Source organism: Pseudoalteromonas sp. S1727, from assembly GCF_005886375.1.
Classification (GTDB): domain Bacteria; phylum Pseudomonadota; class Gammaproteobacteria; order Enterobacterales; family Alteromonadaceae; genus Pseudoalteromonas; species Pseudoalteromonas haloplanktis.
In genome coordinates, this window is the sequence record NZ_PNDT01000006.1 from 31,492 (window position 1) to 56,937 (window position 25,446).

Genomic DNA, 25,446 nt, shown 5'->3' on the forward strand with positions numbered 1-25,446 from the left:
AGTGTGGATCTAGGACTATACTGTAACAGCACATAGTACAGTGTAGGCAGCTTAAGACAATTAATTAAACTCAGTTTTTAACACAGAAGGGAAAGCAGATGAAAACTATCGGATACGCGGCACATGAAGCTAACACGCCATTAGTACCATTTTATTTTGAAAGACGCGATTTACGTGGTGAAGACGTTGCGATTGAAATCTTGTATTGCGGGGTGTGTCATTCAGATCTCCATACTGTAAATAACGACTGGGGCGGTACTCGTTACCCCATTTTACCAGGCCATGAGATCGTAGGCCGTGTGACTGCTATTGGCAGCAAAGTGACTAAATACCAAGTTGGTGACAATGTTGCAGTTGGCTGTATGGTTGATAGCTGTCTTGAATGCGACCAATGCCATAAAGGCGAAGAGCAATTTTGTCGCGAAGGCATGGTTGGTACTTATTCAGGGAAAGATCGTATTACTGGTGAATCAACCAAAGGTGGCTACGCGAAACACATTGTTGTGCGCGAAGAGTTTGTTCTAAACGTACCAAAATCATTGGATCTTGCTAAATGTGCACCAATTTTATGTGCGGGTATTACCACATATTCACCGCTTCGCACCTGGAATGTCGGCCCTGGTAGTCGTGTTGCCGTGATTGGTTTAGGAGGCTTGGGCCATATGGCGATTAAAATTGCTGCGGCGATGGGAGCGCATGTGACGGCTATTAGTCGATCAGATGACAAAAAACAGCAAGCACTTGAATATGGCGCTGAAGGTTTACTTATCTCTAAAGATCAAAAAGCCATGGATGCCCATGCAAATAAATTTGATTTAATCATTAATACCATTCCCGTTAAGCATGACTTTACCCCTTATTTGCCTTTGCTCGATATTGATGGCACACAAGTGTTAGTTGGCCAAGTGGGTGATATGGCTGAATCCAGCTCAGTGCCACTATTATTGGGACGTCGCCGCGTGGCTGGCTCTTTAATTGGTGGTATTGCGCAAACGCAGGAAATTCTCGATTTCTGTGCACTACACAATATTCTTCCAGAAGTTGAAATGATTAAAATGGATGAGATCAATCAAGCATTTGAACGTCTAAAAGAAGGTGATCTATCTCACCGTTATGTGATTGACATGTCATCACTTGAAGTCGTTTAATAGCTCTATAGTGCCGCTTTATACCAATCGTGTTAAGTATTTAAGTCGATTGGTATTAAACGGCGGCATAATTTTTTTAATAGTAAAACGCTATTGAAATAATTAAAACGCACCCAATAATAGTATTAATATTCTAGCTAGATAATAAAATGATTCGTTTTCGCTTAGTCTTCGCTGTGTTACTGATGTTTGCTGCACTTTTTAGTGTGCAGGCAACTGCTGCGAGCAGCACTAAAGTTGAACTGAGTCAGCCTATTGTTACTTTTCAGCCGCTGATACAAGCAGATTTGAGTCAGTTAGCGGTAAAGATATTTGACAATTCAACGTCAGATACCACGCCTTTTACTAAAAAGAGTGCGGCGGATGAGCAACCCTCTGAAGGTGCAGGCTTTGAATCATTGCAACCACGTTTAACCGTTAGCAACTCGTCATTATTTTTATATCATACTCAAGTAGAGCCAAATTATGTGGCTATCTTTGAGTTTTTTGTGCCAAGTCTTGCGCGGCAACTTTATTTACAGCCTCTTGAACCGGCAATAACGTTACCTTGGTTTGTGTGTTATGAAGGTAAGAAGTCTCGTTTGAGTGGTTGGAAAGACGCAAATTTACAATACCGAGCTGTTGTTACCTACCACAGTTAATTCTTCTCGTTAATTTTTCGCTGTTTTAGTGATTTCGCTAAAGCAAAAAATAACGACGCCAATTTTGGCGTGAAGCCTATGCTTTTATAGGCTTAAGGAAGAAGTATGTTAAAAAAATCATCAAAAAAACCGCTGTTTCAGCGTTTTAAAATAAGCTATCTAGCTATGCTTGTAGCACTGATATTGCTGGCTATTAGCGCCTTACCAAATTTATACCCTGCAAAGTCCTGGTTGCATGTGACAGCACAACAACAAGTTAACGCTGAGTTATTAGCAATTGACACGCAAAAAAGTGTGGTCGATTTTTTAAATCAACACGGTTTTACTGTCGAACAGTCTATGCAATCGTCTCAACAGCAATCGTCATTAAATGTGTTACTCCACGAGCCGACAAAAAGCGCCGCAGCTCAGCAAGCGTTAAAAAGTGAATTTACGCAGTTGAATGTAAAAATAGTGACGCATCAAACAAGTCCAGATTGGTTACAAAGTTTAGGTTTAGCACCTATAAAGTTGGGGCTGGATCTCAATGGTGGGGTGTTGTTTGTATTAGATGTTGATTTAGTCAAAGCGCAACAAGAGCAGCTGGATAGCGCTTATGAGCAAACAAAAACGATAATTCGTGATGAAAAAGCAAGAGGGGTCCGTGTGCAACAAAATGCGCAAGGATTTGAATTACATGCATTACCAGCTGCAAAAGATCAATTGCTTACAGTGCAGACGCAAGTTTTAAAACGTTTTCAGCGTTTAGCTCCAACGGTGCATACGCAAGGTAAGTTAACAACAGTGGCATTTAGTTTTAGTGAGCAAGGCAGTAGTGAGTTTACTAAAGAAGTGATGAGTCAAACGTTGACGACGTTGCGTGGTCGTATTGAAGAGTTAGGCATTACGGAAGCGGTAACCCAGCGCCAAGGTAAACAGCGTATTCGTATTGAACTACCCGGTGTACAAGATCCCGCAGCTGCAAAACGGATCATTGGTGCTACGGCATCCCTTGATTTCCATCAACTTAAAGAATATGGCGGCAAGTCCTTTGCCCTACAAAATGGGGGCACCATCAGCTTAGATCCAATTGCTATCTTTTCAGGCCAACATATTAATAATGCGCATGCTGGGCGCGATGAGTGGGGTAAGCCTCTGGTACAACTGAGCCTTGATAGCCAAGGTGGCGAAGCGATGTCGGCGTTTTCCAAGCGTAATATCGGCAAGCCTATGGCGACAGTGTATTCTGAATATTACAAAAATGACCAAGGAAAAGTGGTTAAAAAAAGTGAAGTTATTAATGTAGCAAATATAGCTCAGCACTTAAGTAGTCAATTTAGTATTACAAATATGCAAAGCCCGCAAGCGGCACAAGATTTAGCATTATTACTGCGTGCAGGTTCACTAACCGCCCCAGTAACCATAGTGCAAGAACAAACCATTGGCCCAAGCTTAGGCGCTGATAACATAAATAACGGGTTAGCTGCTTTAATGCTAGGAATGGGTATCACATTGGCATTTATGGCTTTGTGGTATCGGCGCTTAGGGTTAGTGGCGAATATAGCCTTATTATTAAATTTAACGGCTTTGGTTGGTTTAATGTCATTGCTGCCTGGTGTTGTGCTCACTTTACCTGGGATTGCAGGGCTGGTACTAACAATTGGCATGGCGGTTGATACTAATGTCATTATATTTGAGCGTATCAAAGAAGAGCGACGTAAAGGCCGTGCGCCCTATCAAGCTATAGAGCAGGGCTATAAACAAGCATTTAGCACCATTTTTGACGCTAACATTACCACGATGATCACTGCCGTCATTTTATATGGCATAGGCTATGGGCCAGTAAAAGGGTTTGCTATTACGCTTGCGCTTGGGCTTATAACCAGTGTGTTTACCGGCGTGTATGTCTCAAAGGCATTGAGCCAAACCGTGTATTTAAAATTGGCAAACAAACGTGGAGTAAATGCATGAGTAAAGTAACTGAAAAAAAGAGCACAATAACGCGCTTACGTTTATCTGGTTTATTTTTATCTCTGTTTTTAATCATTTTCTCAGTAATAGGAATAACATCAAAAGGCTTGAATTTTGGCCTTGATTTTACCGGGGGGTATTTAACTGAGTTTACGACCTCAGTGCCAATTAACCAAAGTGAACTTACTGAGAAATTGAGTATTTATCATGACGGTGATTTTATTCTCACCGCGCAATCAAGCCAACACTTTCAATTAAGAGAAGCTGAGCAAGTAAAAAACTCAGGCTGGATCACAAGTTTAACTGAAGATGAGTCGTTGGGTGTTGAAGTTGTGTCATCATCTTATTTAGGTTCACAAGTGGGAGATGAATTATTCGATCAAGGGTGCTTAGCATTATTTGCAGCAATGGTTGCTGTAATGATTTACTTAGCACTTAGGTTTGAATGGCGTTTGGCGCTGGGGGCGGTAATAGCTTTACTGCATGACGTGATCATAGTGGTAGGCTTATTTTCGTGGTTGCAGCTTGATTTTAATTTAACGGTATTGGCAAGTTTGCTGGCAATTATTGGTTACTCATTAAATGATTCTATTATTGTCGCAGACCGAGTGCGTGAATTGCTACGCTTGGATACTAATAAACAACTCGCAAGCGTTAACACTGTGATTGATGAATCAATTAAAAGTACTTTAACGCGTACTTTGATCACTTCAGGTACTACATTAGCGACAGTTGCGAGTGTCTGGTTACTCGCTGGTGCGCCATTACAGGGGTTTTCTATCGCTTTGTTTACGGGAATTGTGGTAGGGACCTTGTCATCCATCTGTATTGCGGCAACGCTACCACAGTTACTTGGTTTAAAGCATGAGAACTATCAAGTTAAAGTGGACGAACAAAGCCAAGCGTTAATGGATATGCCGTAACGATCCGCATGATACTAATAAAAATGCCGCAATGAATGCGGCATTTTGCTTAACAAGTAAATTTGTTAACTTAAATTAATAGTCACCACATCAGCAACGTCTTCATTGCTATTGATAGGTTGCTTTGGAATGTCAGGTTTATCCATGGCAATATCACCACCGTCAATCACTTCACCAGTTGTTAAGTTAGCAAAGTCGAATAATTGATTATCGGCTAAATGTGATGGCACTACATTTTGCATCGCGGTGAAAATGCTTTCAATACGACCTGGGTGTTCTTTATTCCACTGCGCAAGCATTGCCTTGGTATGTTTACGCTGTAAATTTTCCTGCGAGCCACATAAGTTACAGGGAATAATAGGGTAAGCTTGATGAATGGCATATTTTTCAATATCGGTTTCTTTACAGTACGCTAATGGGCGAATAACCATATGCTCACCATTATCACTCATTAGTTTAGCAGGCATACTTTTTAGTTTACCGCCATAAAACATGTTTAAGAATAGCGTTTCAATCATATCGTCACGATGATGACCCAATGCAATTTTTGTCGCTCCTAGCTCTTTAGCAGTACGGTATAAAATACCACGGCGTAAGCGAGAGCATAGCGAGCATGTTGTTTTTCCTTCGGGAATAATGTCTGTCACTATACTGTAGGTATCTTCTTCGACAATTTTGTATTCAATACCCAGGGTATCTAAATACTCAGGCAATACATGCTCAGGGAAGCCTGGTTGTTTTTGATCTAAATTAACAGCAAAGAGGGAAAACTTTATAGGTGCAACACGTTGCAAATGCTGCAGCATATCTAATAGAGTGTAACTGTCTTTGCCTCCTGACAAGCACACCATGATACGGTCGCCTTCTTCAATCATGTTGAAGTCCATAACGGCTTGACCAGTTAGACGACGTAAGCGCTTTTGTAACTTATTGAAGTTATATTGAGCTTTGGCTTGAACAGAATGCGACATTACGCCCCCTTGAAATACTATGCGTAAAATAAAGGGGCGTATTATATGCTGAAAGTGGCAATGCTCAAAACTTATTTATTGGCTAATTTATTTTGCCAATGGAGAAACATAACCATCGGGTTTGAGCGCCAATACATCGCAATCTAGGCTGTCAATTACATGCTCTGCGGTATTGCCAACTAAAGCCGCACTTAAGCCTGTGCGACCAACAGTGCCAATAACAACTAGCTCGCTGTTTAGCCGCTTAGCAACATCTGGGATCACATCTTCGGGTAAACCTTCTTCAATAACACAGTGTTGCTGACTAATTTGATGTTTAGCTGCTAATGCTTGGGTTGATTCTATATGGTGTTTCTTAACCGATTCATTGTAGACGCTGGGATTAAATTCTGGAATTTCAATAGCGATATTCACAGGTGTAGCAGGGTAGGCGTTGACGAGATTTAAACTGGCGTTAGCAAGCTCGCATAGAAATTGTGCATCTTTAATAATACGGTGATTTAAATCAAGGTGCTGTTGGTTTTCACTGACGGCATTTACTGCGGCTAAAATATTTCCTTGTGCAGGCCATGCTTGCTCTTTGACGAGTAATACTGGTGCTGGGCATTTACGAATTAAATGCCAGTCAGTTGGCGTAAAAATAACGGACTTTAAAGTGTCGTGCTGGTGGGTGCCTTTAACAACCAAATCAAATTGTTCATTGATAACAGTATCTATGATCGCTTCATATGCGCGGTTATGCCACACAACTCGGCTGCAGATTTTAACCTCTGGATACTGTGTTAAAATTTCATCTAACCATAATTGGCGATCTTTTACGACGGCGTTACGCATTGCTTCGCGTTCATCGGCCGAGAGCATGGTGGTCATTTCATATGAGAAATCATAAATACTCATAAAGGCGGTGATACTGGCACCTGATTTTTTAGCAAGTTCAATAGAACGAGATAAACCATGCTGCGAGTCAGCGGTTGGATCGATAATAGCGAGGATCTGTTTGATAGTGTTCATAAGCTGCTCCTTTAACTACATTCTATGTCTACATAATACTTACAGTGTAACGCATTTCATGAGTAGTTAAAGTAACAGCGAAGCATATGTTACGCTAGATCAATTTATTTGGGGTGAATTGCCGCTGCTGCAGATAAACCTTCACTATCTAAAATAGTTATAAATTTACCTTCTACTTTGATCAGCTCAGCTTTTTGAAAACGGCTTAATAAGCGGCTAATTGTTTCAACCGTTAAGCCAAGGTAATTGCCAATTTCACCACGGGTCATGGTAAAGCGAAATTCCTTACGCGAAAAGCCACGCTCACCAAACCGATTTGATAAATTATGAATGAAGCTTGCTAAACGCTCTTCAGCCGATTTTTTATTGAGTGCTAAAAACATTTCTTGATCATAGTTAATCTCACTGCTCATCAAACGCATTATTTGTTGGCGTAATTTCGGCAATTTACCAGACAGTTCATCTAAGGTATCAAATGGAATTTCACATACCATCGAGGTTTCAAGTGCTTGTGAAAAACTTTGATGAGTCATTTTATTTATTGCATCAAAGCCAATTAAGTCACCCGCTAGGTGAAAGCCGGTGATTTGTTCATCACCTTGCTCAGAGAGAGTATATGATTTAAATGAACCAGAACGAACTGCAAAAATAGCATTTAATGGGGCACCCGACTCAAATAGAAAGTCACCTTTATGAAGCGGTTTTTTACGCTCGATGATTTCATCCAGTTTATCCATTTCTTGACCATTAAGGGTAAAAGGCAAGCATAATTGGCTAATACTGCAGTCATTACAGCTGATAGTACAATTGTTTTTGGTTTTGTTATGAGATAAATCCATTAGTTCAGTCCGTAAAATGTTGTCACATCAATTTGTTAAGATTAATGCACCAGCTTGTCAGTTGCAATGATAAGTAAATAAATACCATACCAGATCAGTATGCTGCCAAGTGCTATTCGTGCCCAAGGGTGATTTAATAGTTTATGGAGCACTTGTGCTCCCATTCCCATACTTAACATGGCGGGAAAAGTGCCTAGAGCAAAAAATAGCATGACTAAAGCGCCATCATAAGCGTTGCTACTGGTCATTGCCCAAGTTAATGCTGAATACACTAAACCACAGGGTAACCACCCCCATAAAGCACCATACGCCATTGCTTTAGGTAATGAGTTAATCGGCATTATAAAGCGGTTAAGTTTAATTAAATGCTGCCATATTAGTGTTTTACCTAATGATTCAAGCCATTGTAAGCTTGCGCCTAAGCGCATGATATATAAGCCAACTAAGATCATAAATAGGCCGCTTAACAAGGCTAACGTTAACGCCAGCAAATGGTTTTGCGTGGCGAAATGGCTGCTGATCCCAGCAACGAGCGCACCTGCAAACATATAGCTGCCAGCGCGGCCAATATTATACGCAATCGAGTATTGTAATGGCCGGCTTTTATCGGTTGCTAATTGTAAAGAGCTGGCAATACCGCCGCACATCGCAATGCAGTGGCCACTGCCAATTAACCCCATAATGAATGCGCTGACGAATAACGGATCAATCATTACTTTTTTTGTGTTGCTCTTTGTCGTCTTCAAACAAAATACTATGACCTTGCTTGTTTAAATCAGAAAACTGTTCTCCACGAACAGCCCAAAAGAATACCCCGATTGCAATCAATACAAACAATATCGCGATGGGGATTAGAATATAAATGATACTCATAACTTTAATAACCTCAGTGAGTTACTGATCACAATAATGGAGCTTGCAGACATGCCGATAACGGCCATCCATGGGGCAACAAGTCCTAACGCTGCAAGCGGTAAGATAGAGCCATTATAGAACAACGACAACGCTAAGTTTTGCTTTATAATGCGGCGCGTTTTTTTCGATACCGTTATTAAATGGTCAATTGCGGCTAAATCACTGTTGAGTAATACCACATCGGCAGTATTTTTGGAAATATCAGCACCTGTCTCCATCGCAATAGATAAATGTGCACTGTTGAAAACCGGGCTATCGTTAACGCCATCACCAACCATGGCAACAATTTCACCTTCACGAGACCAGCGCTGTACTTCGCTTTGTTTATCCTCTGGTAAACAGCTTATTTTATAGCTATCAAGCGCAAGCTTTTTAGCAATTTGTTGCCCTGCGTTTGACGCATCGCCAGTTAACATATGGCAGCTTAAGCCTTGCTGCTGTAAAGAGCGGATCAACTGTGCGGCATTGCTTTTTACTTCATCAACAAAATAAAAGTTAGCAACCGGCTGTTGATCAATATAAAACGTGGCTTGAGCATTACTTTTCTTGCTGTTGAACCAGCCGCTTTTGCCCACCGCATAATGGTGGGTATCATCACTACCAGTGATGCCAAGGCCCGGGTGGATGGTTATATTCGTTAAATGGCGTTGATTCGGTGTAAACTCAGTGAATGCGCTAGCTATCGGGTGCTCTGAGTAACTCTCCAGTTGCGCAGCTAAGGTTAAAATTTGTTTTTTTGACAAGGTGTCTGCTAATAAATCCACCGCATCAAGAGTAAAACGCCCCTGTGTCAAAGTGCCTGTTTTATCAAAGGCAACGCGGGTTAGTTGTGGCAAAGTCTCAAGTACATGAGATTGCTTAATGAGTATGCCTTTGCGGGTTAAGGTTGCCACCGCGCAGGTTAACGCCGTTGGAATAGCTAAGCTTAATGCGCAAGGGCAGGTTGCTACAAGTACCGCTATGGTGATCCAAAAAGCATGCTCAGGGTCAACTTGATACCAGCCAATTGCAGTAATAGATGCAAATACCAGCAAGCAGGCAACAAACCATTGCGCAACTTTGTCGGTAATCTCTACTAATTTAGGACGGGTAGCCAGTGCACCGTGCTGTAGTTTTATTATTTGATTTAAAAGTGTATTTTGGCCAATCTTGTTGATGCGAATTTCAATCACACCGTCATGGTTCACAGTACCTGCAAACACTTGATGTTCGATGTATTTGTTAACGGGTAAATGCTCGCCAGTCATCATTGATTCGTCTACCGTTGTATTGCCTGAACAGACAATGCCATCAGCTGGAATGGTTTCACCCGCTTTGATCAAGACTCGGTCATCGAGTTTTAACTTTTTAGCCGCAATAATATGCTCTTGGCCATTTTCATCCAGTTTACGTGCTGTAAGCGGTAATAACTTTTGTAAGTTTGCAGTAAATTCGCTGGCTTTAAGCCGTGCACGAAACTCTAAATATTTACCCAGTAGAAGTAAAAAGGTAAACATACAAATTGATTCAAAATAGACTTCGCCTACGGCCATTATTGTGGCATAGCTGCTGGCTGCATATGCCCCAAAGATAGCCAATGACACCGGTAAATCCATGTTGAGCTGTTTAGCTTTGAGTCCATTTATAGCATTTGTTAAGAAAGGCATTGCGCTGTATAAAATAACAGGGGAGGCGAGTATTAGGCTGATCCAGCGAAAATACTGCTCAAAGTTTTCTTCCATGCCAGAAAACATTCCAAAGTACATGGCAAAGGCGAACATCATTACTTGCATGGTCATTAAGCCTGCCACGCCGAGTCTACGTATGTAGGCTTTTGCAACGAGTTGTTTTTGGCTTGCTTCTAGGTCGGCTTGGAAAGGGTATGCTTTATAACCTATTTCTAGCAATGCTTTGATTATATCACTCAGCGGTAAAGCATTTTTATGCCACTGAATCATGGCGCGATTGGTCGAAGTGTTTACGTCTACTCGTTTTACAGCGGCCATATTCAGCAGCTGCTTTTCAATTAGCCACGCACACGCAGCACAGGTGATACCTTCGACGGTCAGTAATACTTCACTGATATCGCCATTTTGACTTATAAATTCATCTTGAATATCTTCATTATCATAACTTTTGATCAGTTCAAGTTGTTCCGGGACTAGTTGTTCAACTTTACCCGCAGTGACTGTTCTAAATTTATAATAATCGGTCATGCCTTGAGCGACAATTGTCTCGGCAACGGTTTGACAGCCAATGCAACACATAGGCTCTGCACTACCGTCTATAACAACCGTAGCGCTAAAACCTGCGGGTACACTTTCAAGGCAGTGAAAGCAGTTATTGGACATGATAGGGTGACTACTTATACTCAGGGCTTACGGCAATACTTTGCTCACTTGGCAAAGTGATGTTTTCTTTTAGTTTCCAGCTACCATCAGTTGGCTCAATAAAAACTGTATAAGTGCCGTTGATATAGGGCTCAACAATAGCGGTAAATTCACCATTGGCATTTGGCGTCAAATGCGTACTAAAGTCATGATCTTCAATTGTACGATGATAAAATGACAGCTTTAATGAGTAGATATTGCTAGTGTCGCCTTTATTAAACTTAAAGCTAATTTTATCCGCTTCTACTTTTAATTCACCGTGTAAATAAAGCGCTTTGGCTTTATCGAATTTACTTAATTCTAAGTTAATCGCTTTGCCTTTTTTATAGTAATCATCCACGACCATATCAGGGCCATTACCGATTGCTGTAATGAATAGAGAAATACAACCAACGATGGCAACTAGCGGAAAAAAGATTAAAAACCAAGGCCAGAAATTTTTATACCACGGAGTAGGAGTCATAAATACGCTTAATTTGTTTTCGGTGCAGACATTTTATAGGATTTAAATTGAAAAGACTAAAAAAAAGCCTCCAGATGGAGGCTTTTTTGATCTTAATTAATCTATTGAATTAAAAGATTAAACTATAAACATTTAATTAACGTTTTGCTTATTTATCTTGCGATAAACTATACACATACGCTGTTAATAGGTGGACTTTTTCTTCACCTAAAATGTCTTTCCATGCAGGCATTACACCAGCACGGCCGTTTACAATAGTTTCTTCAACAGCACGTTGAGAACCACCATATAGCCAGATGTTATCCGTTAAATCTGGTGCGCCAAACGGTAGGTTATGTGCTACAGAACCTTTACCATCCGCACCATGACACGCTGCACACATTGCAAACTTAGCTGCACCGGCTGCGGCGTCTTTTTGGTTAACAGTACGCCCAGATAAGCTTAATACGTGAGCGGTCATTTCTTTCACACCTTGCTCACCTAATGCAGCACCCCAAGGTGGCATCGCAGCAATACGACCGTGTAATAACGTTTCTTTGATTTTGTCTGGTGTGCCGCCATATAACCAATCTTTATCAGTTAGGTTAGGGAAGCCTTGACCACCACGTGCATCTGAGCCATGGCACTGTGAACAGTTTTGCGCAAATAAACGCTGCCCAATTTCCAGTGCTTTTTCATCAGTTGCAAGTGTTTCGATATCTTGCTCAGCAAAAGCCGAAAAAATTGGACCAAAACGTTCGTCGGCAGCGCGATATTCAGCATCCAGTTTTACAAAGCGACCTTCTGCGTGTGCATCTTCAACAGCTTGTTTAGATTCTGCAAGAGATGTAATACCTTGGTTAGAACTGGTCCACTTACCAAGACCTTCCCAGTTACCTAAACCTGGGTATGCCGCTAAGTAGTAAACTGACCATGCGAATGTTGCAAAGAACATGTAGGTCCACCACTTTGGCAGTGGGTTGTTTAGTTCTTCAATACCATCAAATTCATGCCCACAGCTTTCACCTTCTTCAACGCCTGCGTAGTTTTTTAAGTTCCAAACTAGCAAACCAAACAAAATGATAAGACATGATAGGGTTAATACAATAACCCATATACTCCAAAAGCTAGTCATTTCTCAGACCCCTTTTCCTCGTTAGAGATTGTCTTGTTATGCTTCTCTTCATCTTCAAAGATGGCATTTGCAGCGTCTTTAAAACGTGTTTTACTACGCTTACTGTACGCCCACACAACAATGACAATAAATAGTACTAAAATTACCAGAGTTAAAATGCCTCTGTATGTTCCGTAATCCATAATTATTACTTCAAGTGTGTGCCAAGTTGTTGCAAGTAGGCGATAAGAGCTTGCATTTCTGTTGCTCCTTTACCATCGTTCATTGCGTCAACTTTGGCAACATCAGCGATTAGTTCTTCATCACTACCGTAACCTAATCCCGGATGTGCCGGGTTTTGCGGGTTGATGGCGAATGTATCACGGAAAATTTTAAGTTTTTTCAGAGTCAGGCTAGTATCAACGCGATTCTCTGCTAACCAAGGAAAGCCTGGCATATTTGACTCAGGAACCACTGCACGTGGGTCAACTAAGTGAGCATAATGCCAGTCGTCCGAGTAACGTTTACCAACACGAGCTAGGTCAGGACCAGTACGTTTAGAACCCCATTGGAATGGGTGATCCCATACTGACTCACCAGCGACTGAATAGTGGCCATAACGTTCAACTTCGTCACGGAATGGGCGGATCATCTGTGAGTGACAGTTATAACATCCTTCACGTACATAGATGTCGCGGCCTTCCATTTCAAGTGCATTAAGTGGACGTAAGCCATCTACAGGCTTTGTTGTATCGTCTTGGAACATTAGTGGAGTGATCTCTACTAGGGCACCAAAACTGATAGCAAAAACCGTCAAGATAGCCATTAGGCCGATATTCTTTTCGACTATTTCGTGTTTGTTTTGTGAATTTTTATTGCTCATCATCTCACTCCGTTATGCTAACTGTGCTTGCGCGTCTAACTTCAACGAATCATTTTTCGCTGAAATTGTACGGTACACGTTATAAGCCATAACGAGCATACCAGCGACAATGAATACACCACCTAAGAAGCGCATAACATAGAAAGGATGAGATGCTTGTAGCGACTGTACAAAGCTATACATTAATGTACCGTCAGCGTTCACTGCACGCCACATTAGGCCTTGCATAACACCTGAGATCCACATTGCAACAATATAAAGTACAACACCTACGGTATGTAACCAGAAGTGTGTATTAACAAGTTTCACGCTGTACATACGACCTTGCGAGAATAACGCAGGGATGAGGTGATAAATCGCGCCGATAGAAATCATCGCAACCCAACCTAGTGCACCAGAGTGAACGTGTCCCACTGTCCAATCAGTGTAGTGAGAGAGGGCATTTACAGATTTGATTGCCATCATCGGACCTTCGAAGGTAGACATACCATAGAAAGATAATGACACTACTAAGAAACGCAATACTGGATCAGTACGTAACTTGTGCCATGCGCCTGATAGCGTCATGATACCGTTGATCATACCGCCCCATGAAGGAACAAATAAGATAATAGACATAACCATGCCTAAACTTTGTGTCCAGTCAGGAAGTGCAGTGTAGTGTAAGTGGTGAGGACCGGCCCAAATATAAAGAGAAACCAATGCCCAAAAGTGAACCACTGATAAACGGTATGAATAAACCGGACGGCCTGCTTGTTTTGGTACAAAGTAATACATCATACCTAAGAAGCCTGCTGTTAATAAGAAACCTACAGCGTTATGTCCATACCACCACTGCACCATTGCATCTACCGCACCCGCGTAAATAGAATATGATTTAGTAAGTGAAACTGGAACAGCCATACTATTAACAATGTGTAGTACAGCTACTGTAATAATAAAGCCCGCATAGAACCAATTTGCTACATAAATATGTGATACTTTACGTTTTGCAATTGTACCCATGAATACGACTGCGTAGGTAACCCATACCACCGCAATTAATATATCGATTGGCCACTCAAGTTCTGCGTATTCTTTTGAGCTGGTAATACCTAAAGGCAGTGTGATAACCGCAAGTACGATAACTAATTGCCAGCCCCAAAATGTAAAGGCTGCTAATTTATCTGAGAGAAGGCGCGTTTGGCAGGTACGTTGTACGACGTAATACGACGTAGCAAAAAGTGCACTTGTACCAAATGCGAAAATAACTGCGTTCGTGTGTAACGGACGAAGTCGAGAGTAAGTTAACCATGGTGTATCAAAGTTAAGTGCTGGCCAAGCTAATTGGGCAGCAATCAGAACCCCAATACTCATGCCAACGATGCCCCAAATCACTGTCATAATAGCGAATTGGCGTACAACCTTATAGTTGTACTCAGTTTGTGATGCTACTGTTTGGCTCATTTTCTGGCTTCCGCTGCAATTTATGCGTTTAGAAATGAATTACCCACTTATAAAAAGTGGGGCCTACTATTATTCACAAGTATGTTATCAAAAACCCTCAAAGCCTTGACTGCTTCAGAAAACAAACTCGAGAAACCCTTATATTTGCAGGGAAATGATAAATTTTTTGACCTAAAAAAGATAGGTCAATTGCATAAAATTATGACATCAATCAATTTTTCTCACGCAGTTGGCTATTTTTGACACACTTTCTTATACATTTGCGTATTAATTCTGCGCAATGGTTGTATTTTAACGGTACGCTGATTAGTATCCGCTGTTATTTTCCTCAAGGAATGCTATGCCAATTAAATTGTTAATTGTGTTTTTAAGTGTACTAAAGTTATTAATAGCATGTGATTCGCAAACAATAAGTATAGAAGAGCAAAGCCAAGCCGCAAGCTGTGAAAGTAACCAATTATGCCATTATAAGGATCAGGTAAAGGTTTGGTTACCAGAACCAAATATAACACCAGAAACACCTTTTGAAATTCACTTGTCAGTACCGAATGGTTTTACAGTGCACAGTGCGAAGCTCGAGGGCGTAACAATGTATATGGGCTTTATTCCCGTTTTATTTGAATCTCGTGAGGATATATTAGTAGCGAATACCATGGTTGGTATATGTGCTGAGCGAAACATGACCTGGAAATTAGTGCTAGTGCTTAAAGATCAACAAGAACACGCTGAGCCTATATTTTATTACTTTGATGTGACTTATTGACCTGAGCCTTAACTGCCATTTTATCGTAACAGGTTGATTATTCTGTAACGCGACCTGCGCCATATCACTGTTAACTAAGCATGCTTATAGACTTTAAGTGCAGAGAACTGTCTGGTGTGCTCCTTAAGTTCTATTCTTCACAATATCTTACTCGTTTTTACTGTAATAAAAGTAACCTTTCTTTCCTTTATACTCATATCAATCCAAGCATCTTCAAGCAGCTCTCTTCTAGCGCATTAGACAACTTTATTTATATGTGAAGCTGTAATGAATAGCATTAAATCTACATATAAAGATATAAATGAGGCAAGCAATCGCTTAAATACGCAAAGTTTCTGCATAAGTATGGTTAGCATTTCTTACTCAGTTTTGCAGTTATACTAAAATGATGTGATTAAGTTGTGAAATTTTCTGATTTAGGTATTTACTCCCTTTAATTACATATGATTACAAACTTAATCAGTTTGGTTGCATACATGGTTTAAATGTTTTATATTTACTCTATCTTGTTGAATGTAAAAAGTATTAAGTAGTTAACAATGAAACATTCATTAACTTTTGTACCTTGTTAAGGTTTGTTTAAAATGGCTGTGGCATTTATTGTCCGCCCATTCAGTTTTCGTTCAGTTAAATCCACCTAAGTTGCCCTCCGTTGACTCGTGATTCTAATAATAACGAGCACTACCTGAGCAAGGTATTTTTCCAACAAGTAGGGTTTCAAATGAAAAAATCTATTCTTAGTTTAGCTGTTTTTGCAGCCATTCCGATGTTCTCAACAAGTGTTATAGCTGCAGATGAAGCAGCACAATCAATCGAAAAAATCCAAGTAACGGGTTCTCGTATTAAACGCACAGACATGGAAACGTCAAGCCCAGTAACTTTGATAGGTGCAGATGATATTAAAGCAATGGGTGCAACCAGCATCGATAGCGTTTTACAAAAAATGACCGCTACTGGCGGCGCAATGACAAACCCAGGTATCAACAATGGTTCTGGTGGTAACGCACGTGTTGACTTACGTGGTCTTGGTTCACAGCGTACATTAGTACTTGTAAACGGTCGCCGTATGATTGCATCGGGTACTGGTGCAGCATCTACTGTTGACTTAAATACCATTCCAGTATCAATGATCAAGCAAGTTGAAGTATTAAAAGACGGCGCCTCGGCTGTATATGGTACTGATGCGGTTGCAGGTGTTGTAAACATTATCTTAAAAGATGATTTCGAAGGTTTAGATATGAACCTTAACTCTGCTATCACAGGTGAAGGTGATGCAGAAGAAACATCATTTGATTTAACTTTAGGTGGTTCTTTTGACCGTGGTAATGTTGTAATCGGTTTACAATATACTGACCGTGGTGAAGCATCTCAAGGTGATCGTGACTTTTCAAAGTGTGCAATTTATGAAACTGATGAAGGCGAAAAATACTGTGGTGGCTCTTCATACACGCCAAATGGCCATGTATGGTCAGGTGATTTAAGCCTTCAAGGTGAAGAAGGTGGTGGTTGGCATAACTACACTGATGAGCAAGATGCATATAACTTTGCTCCAGATAGCTACTTATTTACACCAATGAAACGCTTAAACCTAACAGGTATTGGTCATTTTGATATAACTGATGAAACACGTTTATATTCAGAGTTTACATACTCTAAGCGTTGGTCAGAGCAGCAAATGGCATCACAACCAATCTGGTTTGATTTCACTTACACAGATAACATGAATAGCTCACTTGTTGATTCAGGTGTGAACTATGGTGATGAAGTTTCATACGGTCGTCGTATGACTGATACAGGTCCTCGTGAGTTCTCTCAAGCCGTTGATACTGTTCGCTCAGTTGTTGGTGTAAACGGTTTCTTAGATAATGGTTGGGAGTGGGATACCTCTGTACTATTTGGTCGTAATGACTCTGTAGACCGTCTTGCAAACCTACACAACATGGGTTCAATCCAAGACGCAATCACAGCAGGTACTTTTGATCCAATTTCACAAGACTCTTGGAAGCCTGATAGCCTAGGTCAATATGTATATACTGAAAATAACTCAGGCGGTAGCCAGTTATTCATGATCTCAGCAGCACTAACTGGCGATGTTATGGAATTACCAGCAGGCTATATGGCTTTTGCTGCGGGTGTTGAGCGTCGTGAAGAAAAAGCATGGTACATTCCTGATTCACTAACATCACAAGGTCTTGCAAATGACCCACGTGTAGAGCCTACTGGTGGTCGTTTTGACGTTAATGAAGCGTATTTAGAGCTTGCAGTTCCTTTACTTGCTGATGCTTTCTTAGCAGAAAGTGTTGATTTGAGTGTTGCTGTTCGTGCGTTTGACTACAGTACATTTGGTTCAGATGAAACATGGAAACTAGGTTTAACTTGGCGTGTAAATGATGAACTAATGCTACGTGGTGTTCGTTCAACTGCATTCCGTGCGCCTTCAGTTTCTGAGTTATATCAAGGTGATTCTCCTTCATATGAGCAGGTTGAATTCCCAAATGCGCAAGACCAAGCTGAAGTAACAGTTGGCGGTAATAGCATGTTAACACCTGAAGAAGCTGATACAGTAACGTTAGGTTTTGTATATGCACCAGAGTGGTTTGATGGCTTCTCAATGACTGTTGATTACTACGACATTGAAATCGAAAATGCGATTGCGAGTGTTAATAATCAATACATAGTGCAAACCTGTCTAAATGAAGACACGGGTGGTTATCAAAACCAAGATTCACCACTTTGTCAGTCATCAAACATTAACTTTAACCAACAAACTGGCCGTATTAGCTTTAATAACCAGTTACAAAACATTGGTAAAGAAAACACTAAAGGTTATGACGTAAACTTTGCATATCGATTTGATGCTGCAGGCTTAGCATGGCGTACAGCTTTAGACGTTACATACTTAGATGAATATAGCGTTGAAGTACTTGATACGACAATTGATTATGCTGGTTTAGTTACTGGTGGTGAAGGTGGCTACTCAGATATCAAGTCAAACCTAACTGTAGGTGTTGCTGGCGATAATTGGGATGCACAGTACCAAATGCGCTATATTGCAGGAATGGACAGCTATGCATGTCTATCTGAGACAAGCGTATGTAGCACTCCATCTACACCAGATGTTGTATACAGCGACATTAGCGGTTCTTACATGATTAATGACACAGTCTCTGTAAACGCTGGCGTAAATAACTTATTTGATAAGCAACCGCCTTATTACACAGGTTATACTGATGCAAATACAGATGCATACTCGTACGATACATTAGGTCGTCGTTTCTTCGCTGGTGTGAATGTTAAATTCTAATCAGTAACTGACTTTGATTCTTTCTAAGGCCTAGTTTTTACTAGGCCTTTTTTATTGAACAAACACAGGTGTAACAGTAAACTAAACGTATCTAAATTTTTTTAGGAGAGTTGATTGTTAAAACAGGATGAAAACTTATCCTTTATTATCGAACCAGAACTGAGTCCGCGCTCTGAACAGCGTATTGACTTGTACTTTTCTATCCCTAATGAAATGGGGATCAACCCACAAACGCTCACTGAAGAAGCGTATTTTAATAATCACTTTAAATCGCATTTAGCCTATAACGCCAATAATATCCATTTACCTTTAGTGCGTAGTCGTTTTGTCAGTAAAAATAAAGGCGAACAGCAAGATTACCGGCAAAATCTTAACCTCTATTGCTATCAAGTGCGCTTAGCAATTGATACAGATATTAAAGATACATTAAAGATTAAAGAGCTTGATGAATTCTATCAGCGGGCCATTGAGTTGTGTGAGTTAAGCCAGGGCTTACTAAAAAAATTAAGACGTTATACCCCTGATGACGAGAAGCTGATTTCGTTTTACACCAATGCTGACAACTATTTAAGCTGGCATATTGAGCAGTCATTTTTAAAGTTACTTGATGAAGGGCCACGCAGTAGTGATTACGCCAAAGAGCGCACTGAGCTGATGAATTTTTGTAAAGCTGAGCAAAACTATCGCCATGAACAACAATATAACTCAGAATCGACGTTGCTTGATGCTAATCGACTTACTAATAAAATGCGCTTATTACAGCGTTTGATTGAGCATGGGGTGGTGTTGAACCGGAGTACTCGTCACCTTAACAGCTATTTAAAACGACTCGTTAAAGGCACTGTTACCGCAATCATAATGGCATTTGTGATGGTGGTTGTACTGAATGCCCGGATTTCGTTTACTGAAGTGACAGCTACCTTAGTGATTATTTTAGGTGCCATTTATGGTATGCGGGAAATTTTTAAAGAAGATATTACCCGAGTAATTTGGCGAGCAATAGTAAAAGGACGGCCCAAATGGCGATTTCAATTTCGTAATAGCGTTACTAAAGACAAAATAGCCACACAATATATATGGCTTGAATATACCCGTTTTAGGCATATTCCTGAGGATGTTAGAAAGATATTTTCAAAGCGGCGCCAGCAAAATAAACAAGCGGCGCAGTGGTTGCATTTTGCCAGTGAGATTCGGGTGAGCGCTAAAGAGTTTTTACCTGGCTATGATAGTTTGCAACAGAATTTACAGTTCAGTTTAGCTGCATTTACGCGTAACTTAAAAAAGGGTGAAGGTAAGCTATATCATATTGATAATAATAAGATATCTAAACAAAGTGTAGAGCGTAGATACCAATTGAATGTGGTGGTTTCTTATCAAAGTGCTCAGGAGATAAAATACCAACGTTATAAGATCACTTTAAACAGAAGTAAAATAGTTAACATTGAGCTTATTTATAGCGAAATGGAATAAATAATTTAGTCTATTTTCAATCGCTATCAGGTATTATCACCCTCTTTATTCTGCCTTAATGGGAGTACAATGCGTCTGCTTATCTCTAGAATGACAGCAACAAGCCAATGCCCGCCACGTAAACCGATGAGTAAAATTCTATGGTCATTACTTGGCTCTTTCTTGGGGATTTACTTAGTGGCTATGATTGGTAAAAGCTTACAGTTTGACCCACTAAGTAACTTATATTTAATTGGCTCTTTAGGGGCTACTGCAGTGCTTATTTATGGTGCGCCATTGGCTGAGTTTTCTCAACCACGCAATTTGATTGGTGGCCATTTTTTTAGTGCTCTGGTAGGAGTAACCGTTGCCAAATTTTTAGGCAGCGATTTAATGTTGGCCAGTGCGCTTGCAGTGTCAGTATCAATAGCAGTGATGCATTTAACCCGTACATTGCACCCGCCAGGCGGGGCAACAGCATTGATTGCTGTGATCGGTGGTGAGTCGATACAGAAACTTGGGTATTTCTATGTAATAAGTCCTGTGTTATCAGGAGCTGCAATTATGTTATTGGTGGGGTTATTAGTTAATAATTTATCACGCAATCCTAAACGCCATTACCCAGTATACTGGTGGTAGATTTTATAAAACCAGATGGAGATATGTTCCATCTGGTTTGATTTTTACTTCTCTAAACCGTTTTTGCTGTATAAAGATACTTTATCAGACACTAGCGTAATTTCGATGTTTTTACTCTCATTACCCCATGTGCAGTTTGTATGTAGGGTTTTTTCTACACAACTATCTGCACTCCCTAAGATGGCTTCAACTTCGGTTTTATCCATACCTATTTCGATCTTTTCGTAATTTTCTAAACTTACTTTTGAGCAGGCTGCAAGGCTCAATGCTGCCACAATAATGAAAAACTTTTTCATTGATTATCTTCCTTTATTTAGTGTTTAAATTTTCTAATTTGCACGATCATTCCCATTTTTGGATGATCAAAATAATGTATCTCGCCACTTATTACCCGCTTAAATTGTGAAAATCGAGCATGCTGAATGTCACCATTAGGTAGGCTTTCATTAACATCAAAACTAGCGTTAATAAATAAGTAATGGCGCAGGTAAATATTAAAGATACCATCTAACTCCCATTGATCAGCCGCTTGTTCAATTTCGGGGACAATGGGTTGATTCGAACTCACTAAACTAATGAAGTCATTATTTGAATATTGTGATGTAGAGGCAACGATTGGGGCGCGTAATAATTTACCAGCAAATAGTTTGATATGCTCAGAGCGAGACTGACTTGCTCCAGCGAAACGCCAACCAGTATGCAGTAAAGGCCTCAGGCCTTTGCGTATCAATTCTTGTTGTTGTGACTTAAATTGTAGCTGCTCTGGGGCAAGTAAGTAGGTTTGCTCCATATCGTCTTTAGCTGGCGCTAATGGACTTATTGGTAAGCTTGAGTAACTGTGTAAATAATCAATGCTGTCATCACATAAGTTAGAGTGACTGGCACCAATTACTGAGTCGGTTAATGACTGTGAATTAAAACGGCTGTCACCATTTATACAGTCTTGTTTTGCTTGCTCGCTATAAAGTGGTGTCAGTAAATCAAGGCTACGCTTGGCCCTGATTGGATCTTGCTCCAAACTAAAATCTTCTTGCAGATAAGGGGCAGGGCGTTGTTTGAAAATGAGTACTTCAACTTCAAACCAACGCTCAGCAAATGCTGCACTGCTGAATACGCAGCACAGTAGGATCAGAGATTTTTTAAGCAACATTAATGGCTAACCTTTTTTTCGAAATCTGCAATCATTGCAGTGACCATTTTTAAGCGTTCACGGGCATTTGCCTCATTGATCGCAAAGCGCAACTTATTTGCACCATCCATTTTGTACACCTTAGGCGCACTTTGTATCAAACCTATAATGAAGCTAGGGTTAACCTTAGTATGTTGGCTAAACTCGAAATAGCCACCCTTAGGATTCGCTTCAATTTTCTTAATTCCTAATTCACTGGCTTTGAGTTTGAGCTGCTGCAAACTAAACAAGTTTTTCGTGGCATCAGGCAATAAACCAAAGCGATCGATCAGTTCAACTTGTAATTCATCCATATCATCAATATTAGCGCAGCTGGCAACTCGTTTGTAAATTCCTAATCGCGCATTAACATCATGAATATAGTCATCAGGTAATAAAGCTGCGAGTTTTAAATCGACTTCACTTTGTTGATGGAGTAAGTTTTCAAGGGTTGGCTCTTTACCTTCACGTAGGGCTTTCACCGCTTGCTCTAGCATTTCCATGTATAAACTAAAGCCGATGGTTTGCATTTGTCCGGATTGGTCATCGCCTAATAGTTCACCAGCACCACGAATTTCTAAATCATGGGTCGCAAGCGCAAAACCTGCGCCCAAATCTTCGAGAGACTCTATCGCTTCAAGGCGTTTTACAGCATCTTTGGACAGTGCTTTTGGATTACCCGTTAATAAATAGGCGTAGGCTTGATGGTGGCTACGGCCAACACGACCGCGCAGCTGATGTAATTGCGCTAAACCCAGTTTATCGGCTCTATCCATAATAATGGTATTAGCTGTTGGGATATCAATACCCGTTTCGATGATCGTAGTACACACTAATACATTATATTTTTGGTGATAAAATTCACTCATCAATTGCTCTAAATCTCGTTCGCGCATTTGTCCATGCGCAGAGGCAACGCTTGCTTCTGGCACCCACTCGCTAATTTCTTCAGCAACACGATCAATAGTTTCAACATTGTTATGTAAAAAGTACACTTGGCCGCCGCGTTTAATTTCACGCAGCACCGCTTCTCTTATTAAATCAGCATCGCGTTGGCGAACAAATGTTTTTACTGCCAAACGTTTCGCAGGTGGGGTGGCGATGATTGATAAGTCACGCATACCACTCATGGCCATGTTTAAAGTCCGTGGGATAGGTGTTGCCGTTAGCGTTAAAATATCAACATCGGCACGCAATGATTTGATTTTTTCTTTTTGACGAACCCCAAAACGGTGCTCTTCGTCGACTATTAATAAGCCTAAGTCTTTGAAAATAATATCTTGCTGAATAAGCTTATGGGTACCAATGACAATGTCTAGGGTACCTTTGGCCATTTTTTCTAAGGTGTCTTTTTGCTCTTTTGGCGAATTAAAGCGAGACAGTACACCTACTTCAATGGGTAAATCAGCAAAGCGGTCTTTAAAGTTTTCATAGTGTTGTTGTGCAAGTAATGTGGTTGGAACTAATACCGCAACTTGCTTGTTATCGTTCACTGCAACAAATGCGGCGCGCATGGCAACTTCTGTTTTACCAAAACCAACATCACCACAGACTAGTCGGTCCATAGCGTGTTTACTTTGCATATCGCCTAACACAGCCTCGATGGCATTGCGTTGATCGTCAGTTTCTTCAAACGGAAAACTATCACTAAATACCCGATAAGCTGCGCCATCAAGCTTAAAGGCATTACCTGGTTTTGCTTGTCGCTTAGCATAAATGTCGAGTAATTCAGCTGCCACATCACGGACTTTCTCAGCTGCGCGTTTTTTCGCTTTTTCCCATGCATCTGAGCCCAGTTTATGTAGTGGGGCACTGGCTTCTTCCCCTCCAGAATAACGACTTAACATATGCAGTGCTGATACCGGCACATACAGTTTTGCATCATTAGCATAGGTGATAGTAACAAATTCGGTGATCAAACCTGCTGCATCAATCGTCTGTAGCCCCTGATAGCGGCCTACGCCGTGATCAAGGTGAACAATAGGTTGGCCTACTTTAAGCTCTGCAAGATTACGAATTAACGCATCTTGGCTGGCTTCGTATTTATGTTTACGACGACGGCGCTGCGATACTTTAATTCCGAGTAACTCTTGCTCTGTAATAATTGATAATACAGGTTTAGTGCCTAGCACGACGCTTTGTTCTAATGGGCTGACAATCAGCCCTACATCGCTACTACTATTAACAAACTCGTCGAATGATAAAAACTCTTTAAATTTTAGACCACTGGGTTTAAGTATGGCGAGTAAAGATTCCCTGCGACCGTCTGATTCAACCGACAGTAAAATACGGCCTTTTTGTTTTTTTTGCGCGGCAACATAATTGATAAACGCTTGATACGGTTCATGCAGTTTATGATCAATGCGCACAGCCGGTAATTCACTGGTAGTGAGATTTTTATTTCCCGCCTTAGTAGGCAGCTTTGCTTGCGAAAGGCGAATGCGGGCAAAGTTGCCTAAATTGGCAAACAATTCATTGATCGGTTGATATAAGGCAACCGGTTCAAGTAAAGGTCTGAGGGGATCGACGCGGCGATTTTCATAACGTACATTCACATCATGCCAAAAGTGATCGGCTGCATTTTCTAAATCACCTAACTGCATCACGGTGGTGTGCGCTGGTAGGTAATCAAAGATAGTGGCAAGTTGCTCGAAAAACAGCGGCATGTAATATTCAATGCCCGCCGGCCAATTGCCTTTGGTTACTTGCATATACACAGAATCTTGGGATGAGCTGGCGCCAAACTTTTCGCGATAGTTGATCCTAAAGCGCTCAATGTCCGCTTCATTGGTCGGAAACTCATGGGCAGGTAATAACTCAATTTTTTCGACTTTTTCATCAGAGCGCTGACTTTCAACATCAAATAAGCGAATGGTGTCGAGTTCATCATCAAGAAAATCAAGTCTAAATGGATGCGGGCTGCCCATCGGGTATAAATCAACAATTGAACCGCGAATGGCGTACTCACCATGCTCCATCACTTGTTGTACATGTAAGTAACCAGCTTGCTCTAAGTTATTACGCAGCTGGTGCGTATCCAGAATATCGCCGACTTTAAAATTAATGGTGGAGCCATAAATAAACGAAGCAGGGGCTGTTCGCAACATCAAGGTTGAAACCGGTACAATTAATACACTTTGTTGTTCTTTTTTTAGCGTATTTAAGGTGGCTAAACGTGATGAAATAATATCTTGGTGCGGTGAAAAGTGATCATAGGGCAGTGTTTCCCAGTCGGGAAAAATCATGACCGGATGATCAGGAAGTAAGCATTCTAATTCGGTTTCTAAGCGCAGTGCACTAGGGGTATCAGGGGTGACAATCAGCACTAAGCCATCTTGTTGTTTGACACCTTGGGCAATGGCGATACTTAACCCACTGCCTGTCAGTTGCCCCCATTGAATTTTATCTTTTTGAGATTTTACCCAAGGCAAGGCTGCCCATTGCGCAAACGCCATTTACTACTCCTTTAAT

22 protein-coding genes are annotated in these 25,446 nt (G+C 40.8%); 8 read left to right on the plus strand and 14 right to left on the minus strand.

Going from position 1 to position 25,446, the window contains the following annotated elements; all coding sequences use genetic code 11:
- Positions 1 to 98 precede the first annotated feature (98 nt).
- The 4 genes from CWB85_RS01330 to secF all read left to right on the plus strand — a co-directional run bounded on the left by CWB85_RS01330 (position 99) and on the right by secF (position 4,662).
- Positions 99 to 1,148: an NAD(P)-dependent alcohol dehydrogenase gene (locus CWB85_RS01330; RefSeq protein WP_138553870.1), complete on the plus strand. Its 1,050-nt coding sequence runs from the start codon at positions 99 to 101 to the stop codon at positions 1,146 to 1,148.
- Positions 1,149 to 1,297: 149 nt separating this feature from the next.
- A complete protein-coding gene (locus CWB85_RS01335) occupies positions 1,298 to 1,789 on the plus strand; it encodes a hypothetical protein (protein ID WP_138553871.1) in 492 nt (163 codons plus the stop codon).
- A gap of 105 nt (positions 1,790 to 1,894) precedes the next feature.
- Positions 1,895 to 3,739 (plus strand): protein translocase subunit SecD, encoded by a 1,845-nt coding sequence (gene secD / locus CWB85_RS01340; protein WP_138553872.1) that lies wholly within the window; start codon positions 1,895 to 1,897, stop codon positions 3,737 to 3,739.
- On the plus strand, positions 3,736 to 4,662 hold the full coding sequence (gene secF, locus CWB85_RS01345; protein WP_016707340.1) for a protein translocase subunit SecF: 927 nt from the start codon (positions 3,736 to 3,738) through the stop codon (positions 4,660 to 4,662). The genes secD and secF overlap by 4 nt, the downstream gene beginning before the upstream one ends.
- Before the next feature lie 65 nt (positions 4,663 to 4,727).
- Here the strand turns inward: secF and ttcA are convergent, their stop codons facing one another.
- The 11 genes from ttcA to ccoN all read right to left on the minus strand — a co-directional run bounded on the left by ttcA (position 4,728) and on the right by ccoN (position 14,652).
- Entirely contained in the window at positions 4,728 to 5,633 is a 906-nt protein-coding gene (ttcA, locus tag CWB85_RS01350; protein ID WP_016707339.1) for a tRNA 2-thiocytidine(32) synthetase TtcA, read from the minus strand.
- An 87-nt stretch (positions 5,634 to 5,720) separates the two neighbouring features.
- On the minus strand, positions 5,721 to 6,644 hold the full coding sequence (gene uspE / locus CWB85_RS01355; RefSeq protein ID WP_138553873.1) for a universal stress protein UspE: 924 nt from the start codon (positions 6,642 to 6,644) through the stop codon (positions 5,721 to 5,723).
- A gap of 104 nt (positions 6,645 to 6,748) precedes the next feature.
- The gene (locus CWB85_RS01360; protein ID WP_016707337.1) at positions 6,749 to 7,483 is read right to left on the minus strand and encodes an FNR family transcription factor; all 735 of its coding nucleotides are present in this window, start codon (positions 7,481 to 7,483) and stop codon (positions 6,749 to 6,751) included.
- Between the two features lie 41 nt (positions 7,484 to 7,524).
- Positions 7,525 to 8,196: a sulfite exporter TauE/SafE family protein gene (locus tag CWB85_RS01365; protein ID WP_138553874.1), complete on the minus strand. Its 672-nt coding sequence runs from the start codon at positions 8,194 to 8,196 to the stop codon at positions 7,525 to 7,527.
- A complete protein-coding gene (gene ccoS / locus CWB85_RS01370) occupies positions 8,189 to 8,356 on the minus strand; it encodes a cbb3-type cytochrome oxidase assembly protein CcoS (RefSeq protein ID WP_016707335.1) in 168 nt (55 codons plus the stop codon). The genes CWB85_RS01365 and ccoS overlap by 8 nt, the downstream gene beginning before the upstream one ends.
- Positions 8,353 to 10,728, minus strand: a complete 2,376-nt coding sequence (locus tag CWB85_RS01375; protein WP_138553875.1) for a heavy metal translocating P-type ATPase — start codon at positions 10,726 to 10,728, stop codon at positions 8,353 to 8,355. Before CWB85_RS01375 ends, ccoS begins: the two co-directional genes overlap by 4 nt.
- 10 nt (positions 10,729 to 10,738) lie before the next feature.
- Positions 10,739 to 11,230 (minus strand): FixH family protein, encoded by a 492-nt coding sequence (locus CWB85_RS01380; RefSeq protein ID WP_138553876.1) that lies wholly within the window; start codon positions 11,228 to 11,230, stop codon positions 10,739 to 10,741.
- 148 nt (positions 11,231 to 11,378) lie between these two features.
- Positions 11,379 to 12,344, minus strand: a complete 966-nt coding sequence (ccoP, locus tag CWB85_RS01385) for a cytochrome-c oxidase, cbb3-type subunit III (RefSeq protein ID WP_138553877.1) — start codon at positions 12,342 to 12,344, stop codon at positions 11,379 to 11,381.
- Positions 12,341 to 12,526, minus strand: coding sequence for a cbb3-type cytochrome oxidase subunit 3 (locus tag CWB85_RS01390; RefSeq protein WP_016707331.1), 186 nt, complete (start codon positions 12,524 to 12,526; stop codon positions 12,341 to 12,343). Before CWB85_RS01390 ends, ccoP begins: the two co-directional genes overlap by 4 nt.
- Positions 12,527 to 12,531: 5 nt before the next feature.
- The gene (gene ccoO, locus CWB85_RS01395; protein ID WP_016707330.1) at positions 12,532 to 13,206 is read right to left on the minus strand and encodes a cytochrome-c oxidase, cbb3-type subunit II; all 675 of its coding nucleotides are present in this window, start codon (positions 13,204 to 13,206) and stop codon (positions 12,532 to 12,534) included.
- 12 nt (positions 13,207 to 13,218) lie between these two features.
- The gene (ccoN, locus tag CWB85_RS01400) at positions 13,219 to 14,652 is read right to left on the minus strand and encodes a cytochrome-c oxidase, cbb3-type subunit I (RefSeq protein ID WP_016707329.1); all 1,434 of its coding nucleotides are present in this window, start codon (positions 14,650 to 14,652) and stop codon (positions 13,219 to 13,221) included.
- Positions 14,653 to 14,992: 340 nt separating this feature from the next.
- On the opposite strand from ccoN, the gene CWB85_RS01405 reads away from it, so the two are divergent.
- The 4 genes from CWB85_RS01405 (at position 14,993) to CWB85_RS01420 (ending at position 20,807) form a co-directional block, all read left to right on the plus strand.
- On the plus strand, positions 14,993 to 15,415 hold the full coding sequence (locus CWB85_RS01405) for a hypothetical protein (RefSeq protein WP_138553878.1): 423 nt from the start codon (positions 14,993 to 14,995) through the stop codon (positions 15,413 to 15,415).
- Positions 15,416 to 16,136: 721 nt separating this feature from the next.
- Positions 16,137 to 18,719 carry a TonB-dependent receptor gene (locus CWB85_RS01410; protein ID WP_138553879.1) on the plus strand — a complete coding sequence of 861 codons (2,583 nt, stop codon included), beginning with the start codon at positions 16,137 to 16,139 and terminating at the stop codon, positions 18,717 to 18,719.
- 114 nt (positions 18,720 to 18,833) lie between these two features.
- Positions 18,834 to 20,189: a hypothetical protein gene (locus CWB85_RS01415; protein ID WP_138553880.1), complete on the plus strand. Its 1,356-nt coding sequence runs from the start codon at positions 18,834 to 18,836 to the stop codon at positions 20,187 to 20,189.
- Positions 20,190 to 20,258: 69 nt separating this feature from the next.
- Positions 20,259 to 20,807 carry an HPP family protein gene (locus CWB85_RS01420; protein ID WP_029216028.1) on the plus strand — a complete coding sequence of 183 codons (549 nt, stop codon included), beginning with the start codon at positions 20,259 to 20,261 and terminating at the stop codon, positions 20,805 to 20,807.
- Between the two features lie 44 nt (positions 20,808 to 20,851).
- Here CWB85_RS01420 and CWB85_RS01425 read toward each other — a convergent pair whose 3' ends face one another.
- Genes CWB85_RS01425 through mfd form a run of 3 tightly spaced genes read right to left on the minus strand, consistent with a single transcriptional unit; the run spans position 20,852 to position 25,430 of the window.
- Positions 20,852 to 21,103 carry an outer membrane protein assembly factor BamE gene (locus tag CWB85_RS01425; RefSeq protein ID WP_138553881.1) on the minus strand — a complete coding sequence of 84 codons (252 nt, stop codon included), beginning with the start codon at positions 21,101 to 21,103 and terminating at the stop codon, positions 20,852 to 20,854.
- A 17-nt stretch (positions 21,104 to 21,120) separates the two neighbouring features.
- Complete coding sequence (locus CWB85_RS01430; protein WP_138553882.1) at positions 21,121 to 21,957, minus strand: peptidoglycan binding protein CsiV; 837 nt, start codon at positions 21,955 to 21,957, stop codon at positions 21,121 to 21,123.
- Positions 21,957 to 25,430 (minus strand): transcription-repair coupling factor, encoded by a 3,474-nt coding sequence (mfd, locus tag CWB85_RS01435; protein WP_016707321.1) that lies wholly within the window; start codon positions 25,428 to 25,430, stop codon positions 21,957 to 21,959. The genes CWB85_RS01430 and mfd overlap by 1 nt, the downstream gene beginning before the upstream one ends.
- Positions 25,431 to 25,446 lie beyond the last annotated feature (16 nt).

Excerpts from the sequence above, each read along its gene's own strand:
- ccoP (WP_138553877.1), bottom strand. The coding sequence starts at position 12,344 with ATGACTAGCTTTTGGAGTATATGGGTTATTGTATTAACCCTATCATGT.
- CWB85_RS01390 (WP_016707331.1), bottom strand. The coding sequence starts at position 12,526 with ATGGATTACGGAACATACAGAGGCATTTTAACTCTGGTAATTTTAGTA.
- CWB85_RS01425 (WP_138553881.1), bottom strand. The coding sequence starts at position 21,103 with ATGAAAAAGTTTTTCATTATTGTGGCAGCATTGAGCCTTGCAGCCTGC.
- ccoN (WP_016707329.1), bottom strand. The coding sequence starts at position 14,652 with ATGAGCCAAACAGTAGCATCACAAACTGAGTACAACTATAAGGTTGTA.
- CWB85_RS01420 (WP_029216028.1), top strand. The coding sequence starts at position 20,259 with ATGCGTCTGCTTATCTCTAGAATGACAGCAACAAGCCAATGCCCGCCA.
- CWB85_RS01360 (WP_016707337.1), bottom strand. The coding sequence starts at position 7,483 with ATGGATTTATCTCATAACAAAACCAAAAACAATTGTACTATCAGCTGT.
- ttcA (WP_016707339.1), bottom strand. The coding sequence starts at position 5,633 with ATGTCGCATTCTGTTCAAGCCAAAGCTCAATATAACTTCAATAAGTTA.
- uspE (WP_138553873.1), bottom strand. The coding sequence starts at position 6,644 with ATGAACACTATCAAACAGATCCTCGCTATTATCGATCCAACCGCTGAC.
- CWB85_RS01335 (WP_138553871.1), top strand. The coding sequence starts at position 1,298 with ATGATTCGTTTTCGCTTAGTCTTCGCTGTGTTACTGATGTTTGCTGCA.
- secD (WP_138553872.1), top strand. The coding sequence starts at position 1,895 with ATGTTAAAAAAATCATCAAAAAAACCGCTGTTTCAGCGTTTTAAAATA.
- CWB85_RS01365 (WP_138553874.1), bottom strand. The coding sequence starts at position 8,196 with ATGATTGATCCGTTATTCGTCAGCGCATTCATTATGGGGTTAATTGGC.
- CWB85_RS01330 (WP_138553870.1), top strand. The coding sequence starts at position 99 with ATGAAAACTATCGGATACGCGGCACATGAAGCTAACACGCCATTAGTA.
- CWB85_RS01410 (WP_138553879.1), top strand. The coding sequence starts at position 16,137 with ATGAAAAAATCTATTCTTAGTTTAGCTGTTTTTGCAGCCATTCCGATG.
- CWB85_RS01380 (WP_138553876.1), bottom strand. The coding sequence starts at position 11,230 with ATGACTCCTACTCCGTGGTATAAAAATTTCTGGCCTTGGTTTTTAATC.
- ccoO (WP_016707330.1), bottom strand. The coding sequence starts at position 13,206 with ATGAGCAATAAAAATTCACAAAACAAACACGAAATAGTCGAAAAGAAT.
- secF (WP_016707340.1), top strand. The coding sequence starts at position 3,736 with ATGAGTAAAGTAACTGAAAAAAAGAGCACAATAACGCGCTTACGTTTA.
- ccoS (WP_016707335.1), bottom strand. The coding sequence starts at position 8,356 with ATGAGTATCATTTATATTCTAATCCCCATCGCGATATTGTTTGTATTG.
- CWB85_RS01375 (WP_138553875.1), bottom strand. The coding sequence starts at position 10,728 with ATGTCCAATAACTGCTTTCACTGCCTTGAAAGTGTACCCGCAGGTTTT.
- mfd (WP_016707321.1), bottom strand. The coding sequence starts at position 25,430 with ATGGCGTTTGCGCAATGGGCAGCCTTGCCTTGGGTAAAATCTCAAAAA.
- CWB85_RS01430 (WP_138553882.1), bottom strand. The coding sequence starts at position 21,957 with ATGTTGCTTAAAAAATCTCTGATCCTACTGTGCTGCGTATTCAGCAGT.
- CWB85_RS01405 (WP_138553878.1), top strand. The coding sequence starts at position 14,993 with ATGCCAATTAAATTGTTAATTGTGTTTTTAAGTGTACTAAAGTTATTA.